This window comes from Aminivibrio pyruvatiphilus, assembly GCF_004366815.1.
GTDB lineage: Bacteria > Synergistota > Synergistia > Synergistales > Aminobacteriaceae > Aminivibrio > Aminivibrio pyruvatiphilus.
The window spans coordinates 18,353-38,824 of record NZ_SORI01000004.1; the positions used below are offsets into that span (position 1 = coordinate 18,353).

Annotated in this window: 20 protein-coding genes; 4 read left to right on the forward strand and 16 right to left on the reverse strand. The window is 55.1% G+C overall.

Features of this window, described 5'->3' with window-relative positions; translation table 11 throughout:
* Positions 1-33: 33 nt before the first annotated feature.
* Complete coding sequence (locus C8D99_RS04235) at positions 34-1,038, forward strand: biotin--[acetyl-CoA-carboxylase] ligase (RefSeq protein ID WP_133956743.1); 1,005 nt, start codon at positions 34-36, stop codon at positions 1,036-1,038.
* 290 nt (positions 1,039-1,328) lie between these two features.
* The gene (locus tag C8D99_RS04240) at positions 1,329-2,447 is read left to right on the forward strand and encodes an MFS transporter (protein ID WP_208321072.1); all 1,119 of its coding nucleotides are present in this window, start codon (positions 1,329-1,331) and stop codon (positions 2,445-2,447) included.
* A gap of 31 nt (positions 2,448-2,478) precedes the next feature.
* On the opposite strand, the gene C8D99_RS04245 is transcribed toward C8D99_RS04240, so the two are convergent.
* The 13 genes from C8D99_RS04245 to C8D99_RS04305 form a co-directional block, all read right to left on the reverse strand.
* Complete coding sequence (locus tag C8D99_RS04245; protein ID WP_133956747.1) at positions 2,479-3,351, reverse strand: hypothetical protein; 873 nt, start codon at positions 3,349-3,351, stop codon at positions 2,479-2,481.
* Positions 3,348-4,067, reverse strand: coding sequence for a ribonuclease III (gene rnc / locus C8D99_RS04250; protein WP_133956749.1), 720 nt, complete (start codon positions 4,065-4,067; stop codon positions 3,348-3,350). Before rnc ends, C8D99_RS04245 begins: the two co-directional genes overlap by 4 nt.
* A gap of 15 nt (positions 4,068-4,082) precedes the next feature.
* A complete protein-coding gene (fabF, locus tag C8D99_RS04255) occupies positions 4,083-5,321 on the reverse strand; it encodes a beta-ketoacyl-ACP synthase II (RefSeq protein WP_133956751.1) in 1,239 nt (412 codons plus the stop codon).
* Positions 5,322-5,420: 99 nt separating this feature from the next.
* Positions 5,421-5,672 (reverse strand): acyl carrier protein, encoded by a 252-nt coding sequence (gene acpP, locus C8D99_RS04260; RefSeq protein WP_133956753.1) that lies wholly within the window; start codon positions 5,670-5,672, stop codon positions 5,421-5,423.
* Positions 5,673-5,698: 26 nt separating this feature from the next.
* Positions 5,699-6,442: a 3-oxoacyl-[acyl-carrier-protein] reductase gene (gene fabG / locus C8D99_RS04265; protein ID WP_133956755.1), complete on the reverse strand. Its 744-nt coding sequence runs from the start codon at positions 6,440-6,442 to the stop codon at positions 5,699-5,701.
* 1 nt (position 6,443) lies between these two features.
* Positions 6,444-7,391, reverse strand: coding sequence for an ACP S-malonyltransferase (fabD, locus tag C8D99_RS04270; RefSeq protein WP_133956757.1), 948 nt, complete (start codon positions 7,389-7,391; stop codon positions 6,444-6,446).
* Between the two features lie 13 nt (positions 7,392-7,404).
* Positions 7,405-8,376, reverse strand: coding sequence for an enoyl-[acyl-carrier-protein] reductase FabK (fabK, locus tag C8D99_RS04275; protein ID WP_133956759.1), 972 nt, complete (start codon positions 8,374-8,376; stop codon positions 7,405-7,407).
* Positions 8,366-9,364: a beta-ketoacyl-ACP synthase III gene (locus C8D99_RS04280; protein WP_133956761.1), complete on the reverse strand. Its 999-nt coding sequence runs from the start codon at positions 9,362-9,364 to the stop codon at positions 8,366-8,368. Before C8D99_RS04280 ends, fabK begins: the two co-directional genes overlap by 11 nt.
* Before the next feature lie 14 nt (positions 9,365-9,378).
* Positions 9,379-10,368 (reverse strand): phosphate acyltransferase PlsX, encoded by a 990-nt coding sequence (gene plsX / locus C8D99_RS04285; protein WP_133956763.1) that lies wholly within the window; start codon positions 10,366-10,368, stop codon positions 9,379-9,381.
* A gap of 21 nt (positions 10,369-10,389) precedes the next feature.
* Positions 10,390-10,974: a transcription factor FapR gene (gene fapR / locus C8D99_RS04290; RefSeq protein ID WP_133956765.1), complete on the reverse strand. Its 585-nt coding sequence runs from the start codon at positions 10,972-10,974 to the stop codon at positions 10,390-10,392.
* Positions 10,975-11,108: 134 nt separating this feature from the next.
* The gene (rpmF, locus tag C8D99_RS04295; RefSeq protein WP_133956767.1) at positions 11,109-11,312 is read right to left on the reverse strand and encodes a 50S ribosomal protein L32; all 204 of its coding nucleotides are present in this window, start codon (positions 11,310-11,312) and stop codon (positions 11,109-11,111) included.
* Between the two features lie 21 nt (positions 11,313-11,333).
* Entirely contained in the window at positions 11,334-11,909 is a 576-nt protein-coding gene (locus tag C8D99_RS04300) for a YceD family protein (protein ID WP_133956769.1), read from the reverse strand.
* Positions 11,910-11,938: 29 nt separating this feature from the next.
* Positions 11,939-13,141 carry an acetate/propionate family kinase gene (locus C8D99_RS04305; RefSeq protein WP_133956771.1) on the reverse strand — a complete coding sequence of 401 codons (1,203 nt, stop codon included), beginning with the start codon at positions 13,139-13,141 and terminating at the stop codon, positions 11,939-11,941.
* 80 nt (positions 13,142-13,221) lie between these two features.
* On the opposite strand from C8D99_RS04305, the gene C8D99_RS04310 reads away from it, so the two are divergent.
* The gene (locus tag C8D99_RS04310; RefSeq protein WP_166670001.1) at positions 13,222-14,466 is read left to right on the forward strand and encodes a tRNA(Met) cytidine acetate ligase; all 1,245 of its coding nucleotides are present in this window, start codon (positions 13,222-13,224) and stop codon (positions 14,464-14,466) included.
* On the opposite strand, the gene coaD is transcribed toward C8D99_RS04310, so the two are convergent.
* The 3 genes from coaD to trmB are packed head-to-tail and all read right to left on the reverse strand — an operon-like array spanning position 14,426 to position 16,413.
* Positions 14,426-14,932: a pantetheine-phosphate adenylyltransferase gene (coaD, locus tag C8D99_RS04315; RefSeq protein WP_133956775.1), complete on the reverse strand. Its 507-nt coding sequence runs from the start codon at positions 14,930-14,932 to the stop codon at positions 14,426-14,428. The genes C8D99_RS04310 and coaD overlap by 41 nt on opposite strands.
* Positions 14,929-15,438, reverse strand: a complete 510-nt coding sequence (locus tag C8D99_RS04320) for an RsmD family RNA methyltransferase (protein WP_133956777.1) — start codon at positions 15,436-15,438, stop codon at positions 14,929-14,931. The genes coaD and C8D99_RS04320 overlap by 4 nt, the downstream gene beginning before the upstream one ends.
* 15 nt (positions 15,439-15,453) lie before the next feature.
* Complete coding sequence (trmB, locus tag C8D99_RS04325) at positions 15,454-16,413, reverse strand: tRNA (guanosine(46)-N7)-methyltransferase TrmB (protein WP_208321074.1); 960 nt, start codon at positions 16,411-16,413, stop codon at positions 15,454-15,456.
* Between the two features lie 435 nt (positions 16,414-16,848).
* On the opposite strand from trmB, the gene nifJ reads away from it, so the two are divergent.
* Entirely contained in the window at positions 16,849-20,403 is a 3,555-nt protein-coding gene (gene nifJ / locus C8D99_RS04330; protein ID WP_133956781.1) for a pyruvate:ferredoxin (flavodoxin) oxidoreductase, read from the forward strand.
* The last annotated feature ends 69 nt before the right edge of the window (positions 20,404-20,472 follow it).

Genomic DNA, 20,472 nt, shown 5'->3' on the forward strand with positions numbered 1-20,472 from the left:
ATCATTCGGCTTGGAAGATAAGGGGGACATTCCATGAAATCTCGACGCGCAACCGTTGAACTCTGCCGCCTTCTCCGCGATTCCGGGGGGACCGTTGTTTCAGGAGGAGTTGTCTCGCAGGTGCTTTCCCTTTCAAGACAGGCTGTCTGGAAGGCCGTTCGTGACCTCGAAGAGGAAGGTTTTTCCGTTGCTTCTGTTCCGCAGAAAGGGTACATTCTCCGGGAACTCCCGGTGTATGATCTTGCTCCTTCCCTGATCGGCAGCATGATTTCTCCTGATTGCCCCTGGGGAGGGGAAATCCATGTTTTCGAAAGCGTTTCGTCCACCCAGGAGGCTGCCAAAAGAATAGGCAGGCAGGGCGAAACCGACGGAATTGTCGTCATTGCGGAAGAACAGACAAAGGGCAGGGGGAGAAGAGACAGAACCTGGGTTTCTCCCCGGGGCGCAGGCCTGTACTTTTCCGTTTTTTTCAGGCCCCGCATGCTTCCCGGACGCCTGCAGCTGGTGAACCTGGCCGCAGGGCTGGCGGTCAGGGAAGCAATACGCTCCGTCTGCGGCCGTGAGGTATCTCTCAAATGGCCGAACGACCTGCTGTTCAGGGGGAGAAAAATCTGCGGAATCCTTTCCGAGGCTTCAAGCGATCCCGAAAGAATACGGGACTGCTGTACAGGAATAGGTATCAACATTTCCCTGAGCAGGGAGGATCTTGCCGGCGGCGGACTGGAAAACGCGGCATCCCTGGGTTGGGAAACCGGGCCGGTCCACAGGGGTGCCCTCTGCGCGGCGGTCATAGAGAAGTTTTACCTTCTTATAGCAGGCCTTTCCGGCGACGGGGGAGAATCCCTCCTTTCCCGCTACAGGGAAGAATGCTCAACTATCGGAAAAAACGTTACCGTTCTTACGGAAGAAGAATCCTTTGCCGGAAGAGCCTCGGGCATCGGCGAAAATGGAGAGCTTCTTGTGGAAAACGGCAAGGGTAGCAGGTCATTTTGTGCCGCTGACGTTGTCCATGCCACACCGGAGGGGAAAGGGCTCTAAGAGGGAATTTTCGGGCTGGTGCCGTCTCGAAGGACAAAACCCGCCTTTTCGGAAAGCCTGAATTCATCAGCTGAATTCAGGCTTTTTTTGCCCGGTTTCATCCGTTAATCTCCCTTTTCCGGGTACCGGCGAAGGCCCGAAATGCGTTGTAATTGTAGACAAAACATAGTATCATGAATCTGGTATATAAATATGGAACGAAAAAATCAACATGGAACGATCGGAGTGTATTTTTGTTGTTTTCAACAGAGGTTTCCTACAGCAAAATTTTAACCGTTCTCAGCCTTTCCATGTTCTGTGCCATGCTGGGGATCGGCATTATTGCCCCCGTGCTGCCTCTCTATGCGAAGCGGCTTGGTGCAAGCGGTCTCGCCATAGGAATGATTATCGGTTCCTTTTCCTTTTCCAGGACCGGCGGTATGATCGTATCCGGAGAACTGGCGGAGAGGATGAACAGAAAAGTACTCCTTCTTTCGGGCCTTGCTTTTTACGCTCTTGCATCCGTTGCCTATACATTTGCAGCCACCACGGAAGGCCTCATCGCCATCAGGATAGGCCATGGCATCGGTTCAGCCATGGTCGTCCCCATTACCATGGCCATAGGGGCCGAAGTGGCGCCGAAAGGGAAAGAGGGAGTTTTTTTCGGCTCCCTCCAGGGTGCCCTTTTTCTCGGGGTGGGTACGGGCCCGCTCCTGAGCGGTCTCCTCGCCGAAACAATCGGTTTTAATGCACCTTTCTACGCCATGACGGCATTGACCGTCCTTTCCATGGTCCTTGTCTTCCGTTTCCTGCCCGGCAACCTTTCTTCCGGTCGGGGAAGCGAGGCTTTCTGCGGGCTCAGGTCTGTTTTCCACGGGATTCTCACGGACCATGAAATGCTGATCGTTTTTTTCTTCCAGTTCTGCTCCGCCATGTCCCGGGGAGTGCTTGTGATGATGATTCCCCTCCTCGCCTCGGAAATACGGCTTTCTCTTTCGGAAATTGGATTCGTGGTTTCCCTCAACTCTCTCTCCACCGGCCTTCTGCAGCGGGTTTCCGGCAGGCTCGCCGACAACCTGCACAAGCACCGGCTCATTCTTGTGGGGGGACTGATTTCTGCAGTAACACTTCTTGGTCTTCCGAACCTGAGAACTCTCCTGAGCCTCTCCATTGCCAGCGTAGCCTTCGGCGTCGGCCATGCCTTTGCTTCTCCATCCCTGGCCGCCATGGCTGCGTCAAGGGGAAAGACGTATGGGTCCGGGCGCATAATGGGCCTTTTCAACATTGCCTTCAGTCTCGGAATGACTACGGGGCCTGTCCTGGTGGGAATGCTTCTCGATCATACTGGGAAAGGGATTCCGTTCTATTTTCTCAGTGTCATGCTGCTTCTTGCCGCATATCCTTTCTTTTCGCTGAAAGAAGCAGGATAAGGGAAACGGTACACCGGGAATGCCGGTTGATTCAGGAGCTTTCTTTTCCTGTCTGCTGACGCTGCCTGAGAGGGGCCAGACGATTCCACAGCAAAAGAAACTGATCGTGGAAAAAAAGGAGAAGATCCTGTTCCTGCCCGGGCCGTCCAAGAACAAGGATGTCCTTGTTTCCCTTCAGGGCATCCCTGATCGGTTTTGGGGTGCCCGGGTCGACAATCACCGGAATCCTCTGCTTCAGCGCGTCGCTGACGTTCATCTGCATGCTCTGCAGATCCTCTCCCCTTCCCCACCTTTCCTTCAGTTCCCTGTCCCCGGGTAGAAGAGAGCATCCCGCCGCCGATAGAAGGCTGGAAAAACCGCCGGAAAGGTCAAACACCGGATAGCCCTTCAAAAGCTGTCTACCAACGAGAACAGTACTGTCGAGCCTGGTCTGGAATTCCGATAATCTTCTCTGGTAATAGGAGTAATTCCCCGGATCGAACTGGGACAGGGCAGTAAGGACTCTCTGGGCAATAAAGGGGAGAACGGACGGGTCGGAAAAGTGATAGTCCGCCCGTGTCCTGTCGAAGGGCACCGTGCCGTAAAGGATGAAAAGTCCGGAGAACTGTTTCCGGTCGAGCCCCAGAGAGGCGGCTTCGGAAGCGTCAAGAGCCACTATTCTCGAATCGGTGGGAATGTTCCGCTGGCGTATCTTCCTGAAGGGTAATCCTTCCTCGTTCCATTCCTGGACTGGTTTTACCGAAACATTGACTCCGCCGATGAAGCGGGCTATCGTGGAAAGCCAGGGAGAGGAAACGAACAGATCCCATGAATATCCCGGCGCAGCAGGAAAGAAAATCAGAATGATGGAAAGGGAAAGAAGGAACGCCGGGAAACGGATTCGCGTGGTACGTTTTTTTTTCATTTTGTCTCCGAGGCCTCCCGGTTCAGCAAAAAAACAGCGTTCCGTGCGGCGGCGAATTCGGCGGATTTTCTGCTTTCACCCTCCCCCGCTCCGGCTTCTTCGCTTCCTACAAGGACCCGGACTGAAAACACGGGAGAATGAGCCGGGCCCGAGACCGAAAGGATTTCATAGACGGGACTCGGCATTCCTTTCTCATGGGCCAGCATCTGGAGGGCGGATTTCGGGTCGTTTTCTTCGCCGTCTATGGGATGACGGGAAAAATGGAAAGCGAGATACCGGTTGACCACATCCATTGCCCTGGAGAACCCCCCATCCAGGAAAACCGCCCCCAATAGAGCCTCCACCGCATCGGAACAGAGAGATCCATGGCGCACCTGCTCTGTTTCAAGGCCCCTGCCTGTCCTGAGCAGCTCGCTCAGTCCGAGCTCCCTTCCCCACTCTGCAAGAGATTTCCCGCAGACAATGGCGGCCCGGGACCGGGTCAGCCTGCCTTCGTCAAAGGAGGGAAAGGAGTCGTACAGAAAACGGGAGACGCCGAGCTCAAGCACGGCATCTCCCAGATACTCCATTCTCTCGTTATGGTCCGATTTGCCCTTTTCGTAGGCGTAGGAAGAATGCACCAGGGCGTTCTCCAGTTTTCCCGCGTCACTGAAGCAATATCCAAGACGATCCTGGAGTTTTTCCAGCTCTCCGGAAAACCAGGCTGCATAGTTCATGGAGAAACGGACAGCCTAATCCTCAAATTTCTGGAAAGCGGCCACGCCGTTATGCCCGCCGAATCCGAAACTGTTGACGAGGAACCTTGAGACGTTCTTCTCCACTGCCCTGGAACCGACAACATTGATGGCGCATTCAGGGTCAAGCGTGTCAAGATTGATCGTCGGGTGGATAATCCCTTCCTGGATTGACTGCATGGCAGCCACTGTTTCCAGCGCACCGGCCGCACCGAGACAGTGCCCGATCATGGATTTTGTGGAATTGACCAGCACCTTGTCCGTATGTTCACCGAAAACCGAACGGATAGCCATTGCCTCCATCTTGTCGTTGAGAGGAGTGGAAGTTCCGTGGGCATTGATGTAATCAACGTCTTCCGGCAGCCATTTTGCGTGGGCCATTGCTTTGCGCATGGCCCTGGCCGCTCCGTTGCCTTCTGGATCCGGGGCGGTGATATGGCTCGCGTCACATGTGGATCCGTAGCCGACGAGTTCGGCGTAAATATGAGCGCCTCTTTTCAGTGCATGTTCCAGTTCTTCAAGGACGAGCACGCCTGCCCCTTCGCCCATGACAAAACCGTCCCGGTCAATGTCGAAGGGACGGGACGCTTTTTCGGGAGCGTCCATCCGGGTGGAAATCGCTTTCATTGCAGCGAATCCGGCGATGCTGATGCTTCTGAGAGCTGCCTCCGTACCTCCGGCCAGAATGACATCCGCATCGTCCCGAATGATGGTGTGGTATGCCTCGCCCATGCTGTGGACCGATGTGGCGCAGGCTGTGACAACACACATGTTCGGCCCCTGCGCATGGTGCTTGATGGCCACGTACGCTGTGGACATGTTACTGATCATCATGGGAATGAAAAAGGGACTGACTCTTTTCGCCCCTTTTTCCATCATGGTCTTGAAGTTGTTGAATGTTGTTTCTATGCCGCCTTGTCCGCTTCCTATGTAGACTCCGAATTTATGGGGATCCAGGCTTGCCGTATCAAGCTTCGCGTCAGTGACGGCCAAATCCGCGGCTGCCACTGCAAATTGAATGACCCGGTCGGAGCGCTTGGCTTCCTTGTTGTCCATCCACTGGGACGGGTCGAAATCCTTGATTTCCGCTCCAAAGGGAACAGGGCAATCTGTGACATCAAAAGTGGTATACGGCCCGATGCCGTTTTTGCCTGCTTTCAATGCCTGCCAGTAATTTTCTCTTCCTGTTGCAATTGGGCTCACGACTCCAAGCCCGGTTACGACAACCCTTCTCAAAACGCTTCACTCCTCCGCAGCAGGGTTGGAACATAATAAAACGAAAGGGACCTGACGGGAAATCCGACGGACTTCCCGTCAGGTCAGTTTCCCTGCGACCTACTCTTCAACTCCGAGTTTGCCGAGGGTATAGTTCATTGCTTCTCCCACGGACGTCAGCTTTTCAGCGTCTTCGTCGGGAATTTCAATGTCAAATTCTTCCTCGATGCCCATAATGAGCTCGACGATGTCCAGCGAATCTGCGCCGAGGTCTTCCACGAAGGAAGCCTCCGGAACTATCTGGTCCTCTTCGACATCAAGCCTGTCGATGATAATTTCTTTCAAACGGGCGAGCATTTCCTCTTTTTTCATTCTCGTTCACCCCCTTCCATTTAATTTCAGCACATGGTCATACCGCCGTCAACGGCGATTACCTGCCCGGTTATATATGACGCATCCCCGGAGGCGAGAAAAGCCGCTGCCGCCGCCACATCTTCCGGGGTTCCCGAACGGCCGGCAGGAACCTGCTGTAAAAGTGCGGTTCTTGCGGCGTCAGGAAGGGCATCCGTCATTTCCGTGGAGATAAACCCCGGAGCGAGTGCATTCACTGTAATGCCCTTGCCGGCGTATTCTCTCGCCACGGCCTTGGTAAAGCCGATGATGCCGGCCTTGGAAGCGCAATAGTTGGCCTGTCCGGGATTTCCTATCAGGGCGACCACCGACGAGATATTGATGATCCTGCCCCACTTCGCCCGTACCATTCCTCGAATAGCTTCCCTGGTGCAATGATACACCGAGGACAGATTGGCTGTCAGCACGGAATCCCAATCCTCGGCGGGCATTCTCATAAGAAGCCCGTCTTTAGTTATTCCCGCGTTGTTGACCAGCACGGACACAGGGCTTAGTTTCTTCTCCACTTCGGAAAACAGTTTTTTCACGTCACTCCCGGAAGAAACATCTCCCCTAAAGGGAAATGCTGTTCCCCCGGAATCGCTGATCATCCGGCAGACTTCCTTCGCCTGCTCTTCGCTTCGATTGTAGTTTACCGCGACAAGAAATCCCATCCCCGCAAGACGGAGGGCAACCGCTCTGCCTATCCCCTTGCCTGCACCGGTAACAAGTGCGGTCCTGGCATCCGTCATTCTACACCATCTCCTTCAGTTTGGTTGAAAGAGCTTCGAATTCTTGAACAGAGCTGCAGGTTTGGGCGGTGACTCCCTTTCTGCATTTTTTTACCAGCCCGGTGAGCACTGATCCGGGGCCGATTTCAAAGAATGTATCGACGCCGTCGTCCGCCATTCTGATGACCGAGTCGTGCCACAGGACGGGCATGAAGGTCTGGTCGAAAAGGGCCTGCTGTATTTCGGCGACGGAACGTACCGGCCGTGCAAGTGCGTTGGAGATGATCGCCACTGAAGGCTCATTCCACATCAGGGAGCCAAAGGCTTCCCGGAGTTGGTCGGCTACGGGGCGCATCTGCCTGCTGTGGAAGGGGGCGCTGACGTTCAGGAGAACGGTTTTTTTCGCCCCCGCTTCTTTTGCCTTCTCCATGGCCGCATGGACAAAAGCCGTGTTCCCCGAAATGACCACCTGGCCCGGGGAGTTGAAGTTCGCCGGCTGACACTCCCCCCCGGGGGCTGCGGCCGAACAGACTGCAGAAACCGATTCCTGGTCGAGTCCGAGAATGGCTGCCATGGCGCCTTCACCTTCAGGCACCGCTTCCTGCATGAGCCTGCCCCGAAGATGAACCAGCCGAACGCCGTCTTCGAGAGAAAGGACTCCCGAGGCCACAAGAGCCGTGTATTCCCCGAGACTGTGTCCGGCCAGGGAAAGAGGCGCGGGATTAATGCCTGCTTCCTTTTTCAGGCATTCCAGAATGGCTGTGCTGACAGTGAGGATTGCCGGCTGGGTGAATGCGGTCCTTCTGAGTTCTTCCTCCGGACCGTTGAAGATGATATCCGACAGCGAAAACCCGAGAGCCTGGTCGGCTCGAAGGAAAATTTCCCTTGCAGAGGAAAAGGCATCGTAGAAATCTTTTCCCATCCCCGCTTCCTGGGACCCCTGGCCGGGGAAGATGAGCGAATAGGCCATAACACGCATCACCTCACCTGAAAATCTTTCCGGGAAGGGAGTCAACAACGTGCTCCGCTCCCGAGAAGAGTTCTTTAATGATATCGGCTGCGGGCAGAATGGCATTCACGAGAGCGGCGCTCTGCCCCGCCATGACGGAACCCCACTCCACGTCGCCGTCGACGACCGCGGCACGGAGTTTTCCGGCGCCGAGCCGTTCGTATTCCTCCACTGAGGCGCCGCCTTTTTCAAGTTCCTCGAATTTTGCGGTCAGCTTGTTCTTCAGGCAGCGTACGGGATGTCCCGTAAAACGTCCTGTCACCACGTTGCTCCTGTCCCTGGCGTTGATGACGGCTTCCTTGTAGGCCCGGTGAACAGTGGATTCCTCACAGCAGATAAAACGGGTTCCGACCTGAACTCCCTCAGCTCCTAGGGCGAAGGCTGCTGCCACTCCCCTGCCGTCGGCAATGCCGCCGGCAGCGATGACGGGTATCTCCACGGAATCGGCGATTTGAGGGATGAGGACCATGGTCGTGAGTTCCCCGATGTGCCCGCCCGCCTCCATTCCTTCAGCCACCACGGCGTCGGCCCCCTGTTTTTCCACTCTTTTAGCCTGGGCGACCGAAGCGATAACGGGAACGATAATAGTACCCAGCGGCTTAAGAATTTCGATAACCTTTCCCGGGCTTCCCGCTCCGGTGGTCACAATGGGAACCCTGTATTTGGCCACCAGGTCGATAACCTGGTCGACGGTGGGCGACATGAGCATGATGTTAACCCCGAAGGGCCTGTCAGTCAGGGTCCTCACCTTCTGCAGCTGGATCTCGAGAAGGTCGGGGGGCATATTCGCCGCGGCGATGAGGCCAAGCCCTCCGCCGTTGCTCACCGCAGCGGCAAGACTGGCATCCGCTACCCAGGCCATGCCTCCCTGGACCAGGGGGTACCTGCACCCGAAAAGACGGGTAATTCTGTTTTCGCTGAAAGCAGCGCCGGAGTCATGCTTCATAGATAATACCTCCATAGGTCATGCCCGCTCCGAAAGCCGTAAAGAGCAGCCTGTCTCCTTTTTGCACCCCGCCCGCCCCGAAAAATTCATGGAGAGCGATGAAAACCGAAGCCGCTGAAGTGTTGCCGTATTCGTCGATGTTGATGACCACTTTTTCGGGAGAAATTCCGAGACGTTCCGCCGCCCGCTCGATTATTCTCTGGTTTGCCTGGTGGAAAAACCACCAGTTAATTTCTTCCGGTTCCATTCCGGAGTCAAGGCAGAACTGGCGCAAAAAAGGCGGAATGATCCGGTTTACGAACCGGAAGACGTCATTTCCTTTCATTGAAACGAAATGAAGCTTGTTTTCAAGAGTTTCAGTTGATGCCGGATGTTCCACTAGCCCGCCGGATAAGGTGATCTGGTCGTGTTTTGTTCCGTCGGATCTCAGGTCTGCGGAAATAAACCGGCCTTCACCTTCTCCGGACACGCCGAGCACCACGGCGCCTGCACCGTCTCCGAAAAGGATGCATGTGTTTCTGTCCGTCCAGTCTATCAGGGGAGAAAGAACTTCGGCCCCGATGACGAGGACTTTTTTCCAGATCCCCGATGCAATGCCGCCGGCCGCCAGGGATAGGGCGTACACGCCGCTCGTGCATCCCGACTGGACGTCAAAAGCGCCTGCCTTTTCCGCTCCGAGGAGGCCCTGTACCTTTGGGCCGACTCCGGGAAAGAGAGTATCGGGGCTGTTCGTCGCCACAATAATCATATCAAGGTCAAGGGGATCGGTACCGGAATTCAGGAGGGCGTCGCGGGCCGCCCTGAAGGCAACGTCGCTTGTCAGCTCTCCTTCCGCTGCAATATGCCGGCGGCAGATGCCGGTTCTCTCCCGAATCCACTCGTCGTTCGTTTCGACCATCCGGGAAAGATCGTCATTCGTCAGTACCTTGTCGGGAACATACATTCCCGTACCCTTTATTGAAACGGGAACACCGGAAAAAAAACCCATAGGGGAAACCTCCTTTACCCCAGCTCTTCTCTGATAAGCTCGACGCCGTTCTGCAGAACGAAATTCCGTGCCACTCTCAGGGCATTCGTGATAGCCGGGGCCTTGGACCGGCCGTGGGCCTTCACAACGATCCCGTTTACTCCGAGGAGGGGGGTGCCTCCGTGTTTCTCATAGTTGAACCGTGCCCAGAGGTCCTTCATCATGGGAATCATGAAGACCATTCCGAACTTGGGCATTATTCTGTGTCCCATCTCTTCCTTGAGTATGGAGTACACCGCCGACATCAGGCCTTCCGCAAACTTGAGCACCACGTTCCCCGAAAAGCCGTCGCAGACGACAACATCGGCCCGGCTGTAGGGAATGTCGTCTCCTTCAACGTAACCGGAGAAATTCAGGCCGCTGGCCTTAATGAGAGTTTTCGCTCCCGCTATGACCTCATCGCCCTTGATTTCTTCCGACCCGTTCGCCAGGAGTGCAACCTGGGGCTCGGAAACACCGAGGATTTTTTTTGAATACACGTTGCCCATGTGAGCAAACTGAAACAGGTTTTCGGGCTTGCTCCGAACGGTCGCCCCCACGTCGAGCAGAAAGGTGTACTTGTTGAGCGTCGGGAGAGCCACTCCAAGGGCGGGCCGGTCGATTCCCGCAATCCGTCCCACAACCAGAACGCCACCAGCTACAATCGCTCCCGTGTTGCCGGCGGAAACACATCCCGAAGCCTCGCCGCTCCGGACCATTTCCATAGCTACACGAAGGCTCGAGCGGCGTTTCTTTCGGATGGCGACCGTAGGATGCTCGTCCATGCCTATCCGTTCTTCCGCATGGACAATGGAAATTCTCCCGGAAACGTCCCGTGACACTCCTGCGAGCAGCGGCTCAATATCAGAGCTTTGGCCCACGAGAACAAGTTCGAGATCAGGGTGCTCTTCGCAGGCGGAAATCGCTCCCCTGCAAACTTCTGAAGGGCCATGGTCACCGCCCATGGCATCCAGGGCAAGAATCAAATGGAGTTCACCTCTCTCACGCTACGCTGGTCCGCTGTGTGATACTACTGCAGCAATGAATCTCCCGACGAAAATTTCCTTTTCGCCCACTTTCGTCCTCACGCTGACAATATACTTTTCGTCCTTATGGACACCGACCTTGGCCCTGGCGACCAGGGAATCTCCCACCCTCGCGTGTCCCTTGTATTCTCCCCGCATGGAATCCACTATGACAAGATCGGCTTCCACGACGGCGATGGCAATCGAGCTTGCCTGGGCGTAGATGTAATGATCCCACACCATGTCCGTTTCCCGGAAAGCCATTTCTCTGCGGGTTTCCAGCACCGAAAGGGCCCACTTGTTCGGCTCAAGTTCAAGAAGGTCTCCCACCACTTCGCTTTGTTTCAGAGAGCGGAGCCTGCTGGTGGCCTTCTGGGCCATGGAGCGCATCCTTTCCCTCAGCTCCGGGACACCCAGAACAGCTCTGTCCAGCCTGATGGTGCTCACGCTTGCTGTAAGGAAAGCCGCGAGTTCTTCATCGGTGGCCAGAGGATTGTGTTCGATAAGCTTCAATAGCCTGTCCTGTCTGTTTTTCTTTTTTTGAGACTTAATGGATGTCCCCTCCATTTTGGCACCTGATGATATTATCTGCTCTTAAGATGTGGCAAGTATAGTACCACAGGGGCGAACGGTCAATATGGGGGAGGGCGGAAAATAAAAAAAGAGGAAGGTTTCCCTTCCTCTTGCCTGGTTTCTCCGGATTAAGCCTCTTTTTTCTCTTCCGAGGCGGTCTTTATCACTTGCCTGCCCCGGTAAAAACCACACTCACCGCAGGCCCGGTAATTCTGGATCACCTCACCGCAATGGGGGCACGTCGTAACTTCCGGAGCAGTAAGAGCCCCGATCCACTCAGACTTCCTTTTATGTGTACGGGCATGGGATACCCTGCTTTTCGGCGTTGCCATTCTGGACTTCCCTCCTTTTCGTTATTCTGGCGTCTCTTCAATGTTTATGCCGAGAAGCTTTTCCATCCTCGGATCGAGCTCATTCAGTGAACAGCTGCACTTCCCGTTTTTGAGAGGACGCCCGCACTGGGGGCATAGCCCCTTGCAGTCAGCTGAACAGAGAACTTTGCTGGGAAGTGATATAACAATGCACTCCCATACATGATCCGAAATATCGAAAAAACGCTGCCATCTCGACACCTGTACGACATGGAAATCTTCATCCGCGGAAGTGTCCCCGGCAGACGCTTTCTTCCGCAATGAATAAAGATACAGGAAATCGTTCAGAATTTCAATACGTGAAGGTTCAAGACATCGTGAACATGGAACGGAAAAGGCTGCGGAGATCTTCATTGAAACCGCAAGATCGCTGTCGGCCCAACGGGCCTCTGCATCCACGACCATCGGTCCCTCAAAGGCAAATGTCAGGCCGTCGTACAAAATGCTGTCGAGCTGCTCTGTTCCCGTTTCGGCATGAAGACTGGTCACGGCTTCCGGGTTGCCGAGTTCCGGAGTTTCAAGCTCGAATTTCCATGACGCCGGCTTTTCTGTCAGCATTCTCTGAAGGGCCTCTCGGGATTTTTCCTTTAGTTCCTGTCCATGGCGATCTTCTTCGTATCCCTGGCGATGACGAGTTCTTCATCGGTGGGAACGACGAGGACCTTTACCCGGCTGTCGTCGGTGCTGATAATGCGCTCCTTGCCGCGGACATTGTTTTTCTCAAGGTCAAGCTTGACCCCCATGAACTCAAGGCCGGTGCAGATGCCTTCCCTGGCCCTGCCGCTGTTTTCGCCGATGCCGGCGGTGAAAACCAGCACGTCCATTCCGCCCATGGCGGCGGCATAGGATCCGATGTACTTCCTGACTCCGTAATACAGCATGTCTTCCGCAAGCCTGGCTCTCTGGTTTCCAGCATCCGCTGCTTCTTCGATATCTCTGAGGTCACTGCTCACGCCGGAAATTCCCAGAAGTCCGCTTTCTTTGTTGAGAACATGGCTCATGGCTTTGTTGTCAATTCCTTCCTGGTCAGAGAGGAAGGAAACAAGCAGCGGGTCAACGTCCCCGGATCTCGTTCCCATGATCACGCCGGGAAGAGGGCTGAATCCCATGCTGGTATCCACGGATTTTCCGCCCTTGACGGCGGCGATGGAACTGCCGTTGCCCATGTGGCATGTGACGATGTTGAGGGATTCCACGGGTTTCCCGAGGATTTCCGCAGCCCTCCTGGACACGTAGAAGTGGCTTGTGCCGTGGAAACCGTAGCGGCGGACCTTGTACTTCTCGTAATAGTGGTAGGGAACACCGTACATGTAGGCATATCCCGGCATGGTCTGATGGAAGGCGGTGTCGAAAACGCCCACCTGGGGTATGTTGGGAAGGGCTTCTGTAACGGCATAAATGCCCATGAGGTTTGCGGGGTTATGGAGGGGGGCGAGGGGGACGCACTCTTCAAGGGCGTCGATGACATCCTGGGTGATCATGACTGAGCCGGCATACTTTTCCCCTGCATGGACTACCCGGTGTCCCACGGCGGAAAGTTCGTCGAGGCTCTTCAGCGCTCCGTGGCTATCGTCGAGCAAGGCCTCGACTACAACCTTGAAGGCCACCTTGTGGTTGGAAATCTCCGTGTTCCTGATAACGGCATCCATACCGGTCTTCGTGTGCTTGATCCGGGCTCCCTCTATGCCTATTCTCTCCACAAGTCCCTTGGCGAGGACCGATTCGTCGGTCATGTCAAAAAGCTGATACTTGAGGGATGAACTACCGCAGTTGACCACCAGAATTTTCATTACGCAACCCCTTCCTCTCTTCTTCTTGACCGCTGCCGTCCCCAGGCTGTATTTTTATGGTGAAACCCTGCGGAAGGCGGATGGTCGGAATATATAAAAAAATAATAGGTATTGTGGCCGAATATAACCCGTTTCATAACGGTCATCTTTTTCATCTCGGAAAAGCAAGAGAAAACAAGGACGACGCCATTGTTGTCGTGCTCTCTTCCTATTTTACCCAACGGGGCGAACCTGCCATAATGAGCAAATGGGACAGGGCTGAATCAGCACTCAGGGCCGGGGCCAATCTCGTGCTTGAACTGCCGGCTTTTTTTTCCTGTCATAACGCCGGTGTTTTCGCCGCAGGTGCTGTGGATATTTTAGCCGCCGCGGGGGTGGTGGATTCTCTTTCTTTCGGGATGGAGCAGCCCGAATTCGACACGGCCCCTATTCTTGATATTCTAGTGCACGAACCCTCACATTTCAAGGATAATCTGAAAAAAAAGCTGAATTCGGGATTTTCCTACGTCAAGGCCCGGGCCGCAGCCCTCGAAGAAATACACGGCGGGTGGGGGACTTTTGTGTCGTTGCCGAACAATACTCTTGCTCTCTCATATATGGAAAGAATTGCAAAAAAAGGGTACTGTCTTTCCTGCAGGCCTGTGCAGCGGAAGGGAGCCGGGTTTCATGACACGACGCTGGGAGATGCCCTGCCGAGCGCTGCGGCAGTGAGGAAGGCCCTTGCGGAGGGCAATCGAGAAAAGGCCCAAAAAGCCCTTCCCTCCTCTACCGTCGGGATATTAAGCCGATGCATCAGAGACGGGAAAGTGGTTCTCTCCGGGGAAATGCTCTGGAGACTGACCCGCTTTCTGATCCTCAGAACGCCCCCGGAAGAGCTGGCCCGGTCGTCCGAGATGACCGAAGGCATGGAAAACAGGATGAAAAAATATGCCGCCCTCAGTACTTCCTGGCCCGGTTTCGTCTCACAGTGCATCACGGCCCGCTATCCGCGGGGCAGAATACAGCGCCAGCTGATCCATTTCCTCCTTGGGATAGGTCACCAGGAAAACAGGAAGCTTCAGCGCTCGGGCCCTCAATATATACGGGTTCTCGGTGCGGACGTGGTCGGTATGGAGATTCTTCGAAAAATGCGTTCCGCGGCGTGCCTCCCCGTGATGGGGAAAGCCCCGGCAGGACTGAAGGGAGAAGGTCTTCTCCTCGCAGGCATTGAACAGACGGCGTGCACTGTGTGGGAAGAGCTGACGTCCGTTTTTTCTCCGGGAGAAGAAAAGAAACGGCATCCCCTCATGGGAGAATGTTTCCCGGAAGGGGAAAACGTTCCCTGAGCCGCCGGAAGACCCCGGGGGGTACCATGTCATGGACTGCGCCGCCGAACTGGTAAATTTCCTTCACCGCATGGCTCGACAGGTATGAATACCGCGCCTCGGTGACGATGAACAGCGTTTCGATTTCCGGAGCAAGCTGTCTGTTCATAAGGGCAAGCTGGAACTCGTACTCGAAGTCCGAAAGGGCCCGGAGTCCCCTGATGATGATCCGGCTCTGCTCCTGCCGCAGAAAGTCCACAAGGAGGCCCGAAAAAGAGTCAACCTTTACGTTGGGAAGATGGCTCAAAGCCTCCCGGGCCATTGCCTTTCGCTCTTCAACCGAAAAGGCCGCCTTTTTTTGGGGATTCAGCAGAACGCTGACCACAACCTCGTCGAACAGAGCGGCTGCCCGTTCTGCAATATAGATGTGCCCGTTCGTGATCGGGTCAAAGGAACCAGGGTACACCGCGCTTATTGACCGTTTCATTCTTCTCCCCCTCTCCCGGCAGACGAGAGAAATGTCAGGACCGAGTCTCCGTATTCCCGGCTGTCAATAACCTGCCAGCCTTCCCCTTCCGGCATCTCCTCCCTTGAGGAATGTTCCACAACCGCCGTTCCCCCCGGAGCGAGAAGGGATCCTTCGGGGGGAAAGAGAATCGGCCCCAGGACGGAAGGCCACCCTTCCCCGTAGGGAGGGTCAGCGAATATCACATCGAAAAGAAAGCCCTTTCTCCGCAGAAAACCGACGGCTCTTCTGACATCCATAGTCAGTATGGTAACATCGTCATCTCCGGAAAAAAGGGACCTGATGTCCTTCACCCTCCGGGGCAGAATTTCGACAGCCGCCACAGGGGCCGCTCCACGGTCCCTCGCCAGGCGGGCAACTCTTCCCGTACCGGAAAACAGGTCGAGGAACGCCTTGCCGCGCAGATCGCCGAGAATGTTGAAAAGGGCCTGCAGTACTATCCCGGAGGTTGGACGGACTTCCTTCACCTGGGCCGCCCCTCTTCAGCTCTGCCCGCAAAGAGACTTTTCGCCTGCGCGGGGCCCGAGCTTTTCAGCGAGATTTTCGATGGCGCCCTTTACCGAGGGAGTCAGAAAGGGTGCGGAATACGGCGACACTTTGATAAGCACGTCTTCCTCACGCTGGACCGCCTGGAGAAAAAACTTCTGTTCGAAAGCTCCGTCGGAGGCGACCACTTCAATCAAACGGACTCCGTCTCCGGCAGCGTACTGTTTCCTGAACACCCAGCGGGCATCAGGCACGCCGCCTTCAGCGCCATAGAGACTGCCGAGAAAAGAATCCAGATCATGTTTTCCCATTACGCGAATATGCACGTTTTCAGCCCTCCCAAGGAAACCGGACTTCCTTTCGCAGTTCCCGTCTCTTTTCGAAAATCGTGACAGAAATATCTTTTTCCCCATGTCGAGCCATTTTCGTTCATATTTTGTCCTGATACTTCTCGGGGGATTAATTTCCCATGCGCTGAGCGAAAGCGCCGGGTGGGATGAAAGGGCGTCCCGTACTTCCCTCCCGTACCATTCCTCGTCCGTGACCAGTTCAAAAAAACCTCCGGGCCTGAGCACCCTTGCGATTTCCGCCGAAAATTCTCCGCTCGACACCCTTCTCTTCGAATGCTTCTTTTTCGGCCACGGGCAGGGAAAATTCATATAAATACCCTGAAGAGAACAGGAGGGAACGCATTCTTTCAAAATGAACCTGGCGTCTCCGCATACAAGGAAAGCATTGAGGAGATCCTTTTTTTCAATTCTTTTCCAGGCTCTCATCAGGCAGGCTTTTGACATTTCAACGCCCCAGAAAACCCCCTGCCTGTTTACTCCGGCGAGGTTCTCGAGAAATTCTCCGTTGCCGAATCCTATCTCGAGAAACACATCCGCTCCGGTCTTTCCCCGGTCCATTTCCAGGGGAAGATCCTCCTTCTCGGGCGAAACAATGGCTCTGTTCATATCGCTCACATTCGGGACCCCTCTTCGTTCAGTTCAAAGTTTTCAGGGTTACAATTATAACAGCCCTGATCCCGCCTCCGCACAAACGATGCCGAAAATGGCTTTTGCCTCACGGAAAACCGGAATCTGCAGTCTGAACCATTTCCCGGTGACAGGCCTCTCCCGCGGTTTCTGATTCAGCAATTTTTCTCACACAATTTTTTTCACAAATTGACCGGACGAAACTTTATGGTAAGATCAGCACGTGAAAATTTATGTATTTTGGTTTTCATCCGATGCCGCTGCCGGATTATACAGAATGCAAAATCCCTGTTTTGATGTAAAATAAGAAGGTAAGGCAGTCCGAATTCGCCTTTCGCATCTATTCCGAAGGAATAATAATCAGGCCGAGGGGCTCAAGGCGCCCCCGCCTGAAATTCAAGAGGGGGTACCTTAATGAAAAGAAACTGGAAAACGATGGACGGAAACACCGCGGCGGCTCACGTCTCATACGCTTTCACTGAAGTTGCCGCAATCTATCCCATCACACCGTCCTCCACAATGCCCGAAGTGATTGATGAATGGGCGGCCCATGGCAGAAAGAACATTTTCGGAAAAACTGTCAGGGTCACCGAGCTCCAGTCCGAGGCAGGAGCTGCCGGCGCAGTTCACGGAAGCCTTTCCGCAGGTTCTCTCTCCACCACGTTTACGGCCTCCCAGGGACTTCTTCTCATGATGCCCAATATGTACAAGATCGCCGGCGAAATGCTTCCCGGAGTTTTCGATGTCAGTGCCCGGGCCATAGCAGGCCACGCACTCTCAATCTTCGGCGATCACAGCGACGTCATGGCCTGCAGAGGCACCGGCTTCGCCATGCTTGCCGCGGGAAGCGTCCAGGAAGTCATGGATCTCACTGCGGTGGCCCACCTTGCCGCCATCAAGGGAAGCATTCCCTTTCTCAACTATTTCGACGGCTTCAGAACTTCCCACGAAGTCCAGAAGATCGATGCCCTGGAATATGAAGACCTGGCGAAACTCGTAGATTATGACTCCCTTGCGAAGTTCAAGGCCCGGGCCATGAACCCGGAACGCCCCTTCCAGAAGGGAACCGCCCAGAACCCCGATATTTTCTTCCAGGCAAAAGAAGCCATCAACCGTTTCTATACGGTGATTCCCGAAATAGTCGAATCCTACATGCAGGAGATCAAGAAACTTACCGGACGGGAGTATCACCCCTTCAACTATTACGGCGCCCCCGACGCGGAGCACGTGATCATCGCCATGGGCTCTGTATGCCAGGCCATCGAGGAGACGGTAGACTACCTCAACGCGCGGGGCGGCAAGACCGGCGTGCTCGAAGTTCACCTCTACAGGCCCTTCTCAGAGAAGTATTTCTTCGATGTTCTTCCGGCTTCCGTCAAGAGAATCGCCGTGCTCGACCGCTGCAAGGAAATCGGCGCACTCGGCGAACCTCTCTATGAGGATGTCTGCACCCTCTTCAAGGACAAGGCCGAGAAACCCCTTGTGATCGGCGGAAGGTACGGTCTCGGCTCCAAGGATACGACACCGACCCACATCAAGTCGGTGTTCGACAATCTCAAGTCCTACCAGCCCAGGGACCATTTCACCATCAGCATCACCGACGACGTCACCTTTACCTCGCTGCCGGTCAACGAGGAGATTGCCGCCGCACCGGAAGGAACCATCCGCTGCAAGTTCTGGGGACTCGGCTCCGACGGAACGGTGGGCGCCAACAAGAACTCCATCAAGATCATCGGCGACGAAACTGATCTCTACGCCCAGGGATATTTCGCCTACGACTCGAAGAAGTCGGGCGGTATCACGGTTTCCCATCTCCGTTTCGGAAAAAAGCCCATCAAGTCCACCTACCTCATCGACACGGCAGATTTCATCGCCTGCCACAAGCAGGAGTATGTCCACCTGTATGACGTTCTTGCCGGCCTGAAGGAAGGCGGCACGTTCCTGCTGAATACCCAGTGGACATCCGTTGAAGATCTGGACAGGCATCTTCCCGCCAAGGTCAAGCGCTACCTTGCCAACAGGAAGATCAACTTCTACGTTATGAACGGAACCGATATCGGCGAAGAAATCGGTCTCGGCAACAGGATCAACATGATCATGCAGTCCGCCTTCTTCAAACTTTCCGGCGTCATTCCCATCGAGGACGCGGTGAAGTACATGAAGGATGCCATCGACCACACCTATGGCAAGAAGGGCGAAAAGATCCTCGAGATGAACTACAAGGCAGTGGATGCCGGGATTGATGCCCTGAAGAAGATCGAAATCCCTGCCGATTGGGCAAACGCCTCCACCGATCCGGTGCTTCTGAGCGGCCTTCCCGAGGAAATCCCCGATTTCATAAGGGAAGTGTGCATGCCCATCAACGCTCAGCAGGGCGACAGCCTTCCCGTCAGCGCTTTTGTCGGCCGGGAGGACGGGCATTTCCCGTCGGGCACGTCGGCCTATGAAAAGCGGGGCGTTGCCGTCAACGTTCCCGAGTGGAAGAGCGACAAGTGCATCCAGTGCAACCAGTGCTCCATGGTCTGTCCTCACGCTTCCATCCGCCCCTTCATCCTGAACGAAGAGGAAGCCGGCCAGGCTCCCGAAGGATTCGGCGCAGTGGAAATCAAGGGAAAGGAATTCCCCGGATGCAGGTACAAGATGCAGGTTGACGTCCTGGACTGCATGGGCTGCGGAAACTGCGCTGACATCTGTCCCGTGGGCGCCCTCGAGATGAAGCCCCTTGCCACCCAGGAGAAGGAAATACCGAACTGGAACTACGCTCTCACCGTTTCGGACAAGTCTGCCGAGACGAACAAGTTCACAGTCAAGGGAAGCCAGTTCTCCCAGCCGCTTCTTGAGTTCTCCGGTGCATGCTCGGGATGCGGAGAAACTCCTTATGTTAAACTGGTCACCCAGCTCTTCGGAGACAGGATGATCGTTGCAAACGCCACCGGATGCACCTCCATCTGGGGCGGTTCGGCTCCGAGCATGCCCTACACCGTCAACGCAAAGGGGCAGGGGCCTGCATGGGCGAATTCCCTCTTCGAGGACAATGCCGAATACGGGTACGGCATGAAACTCTCCCTCAACGCCACGGTTGATTACATCGTCGATGCCATGAACGGCCTCGTTGCGATGGATATCCCCGAAGACATGAAGGCCGCCTTTACCGAATGGCTGGAGTCCATGGACGACGGAGAAAAATCGAAGGCAGCCGCGGAAAAGGTGCTCGCCGTCCTGGACAGGGATATCGGAGCTGAAGGCAATAAGCTGCTGTGCGAAATTGCCTGCAGGAAAGACTATCTTGTCAAGAAATCCGTCTGGATTTTCGGCGGCGACGGCTGGGCTTATGATATCGGCTTCGGCGGCCTCGACCATGTGCTTGCTTCCGGAGAAGACGTGAACGTCCTCGTCCTCGACACGGAAGTCTATTCCAACACCGGCGGACAGTCCTCCAAATCCACTCCCACCGCCGCTATTGCCAAGTTTGCCGCCTCCGGCAAGCGGGTCAAGAAGAAGGACCTCGGCCGGATTGCCATGACCTACGGTTACGTCTACGTTGCCCAGGTTGGCATGGGAGCAGACAAGAACCAGCTGATGAAGGCCCTGAAGGAAGCCGAAGCGTACAAGGGGCCCTCCCTAGTGATCGCCTACGCCCCCTGCATTGCTCACGGCATCGGTGCCGGAATGGGCAAGACCCAGGAACAGACGAAAAAGGCGGTGGAAGCCGGCTACTGGCACCTTTACAGGTATAACCCCGACCTTGCCCTTGAAGGAAAGAACCCCTTCGTCCTGGATTCCAAGGAGCCCAAGGCTGATTTCCAGGAGTTCCTCATGAGCGAAGTCCGGTACGCTTCCCTGAAGAAGGAGTTCCCCGATGTGGCGGACCAGCTCTTTGAAAAGGCCGAGAAGGACGCCAAGGAGCGGTATGAGATCTACCGCCAGCTTGCCGAAATGGGCAAACAGCCCGTGAAGGCGGAAGCATAGGTTTCACGGTACGCTGGGGGGAGAGGCATTGCTTCTCCCCCTTTTTTCAAAAGAGTACATTATTTTTCT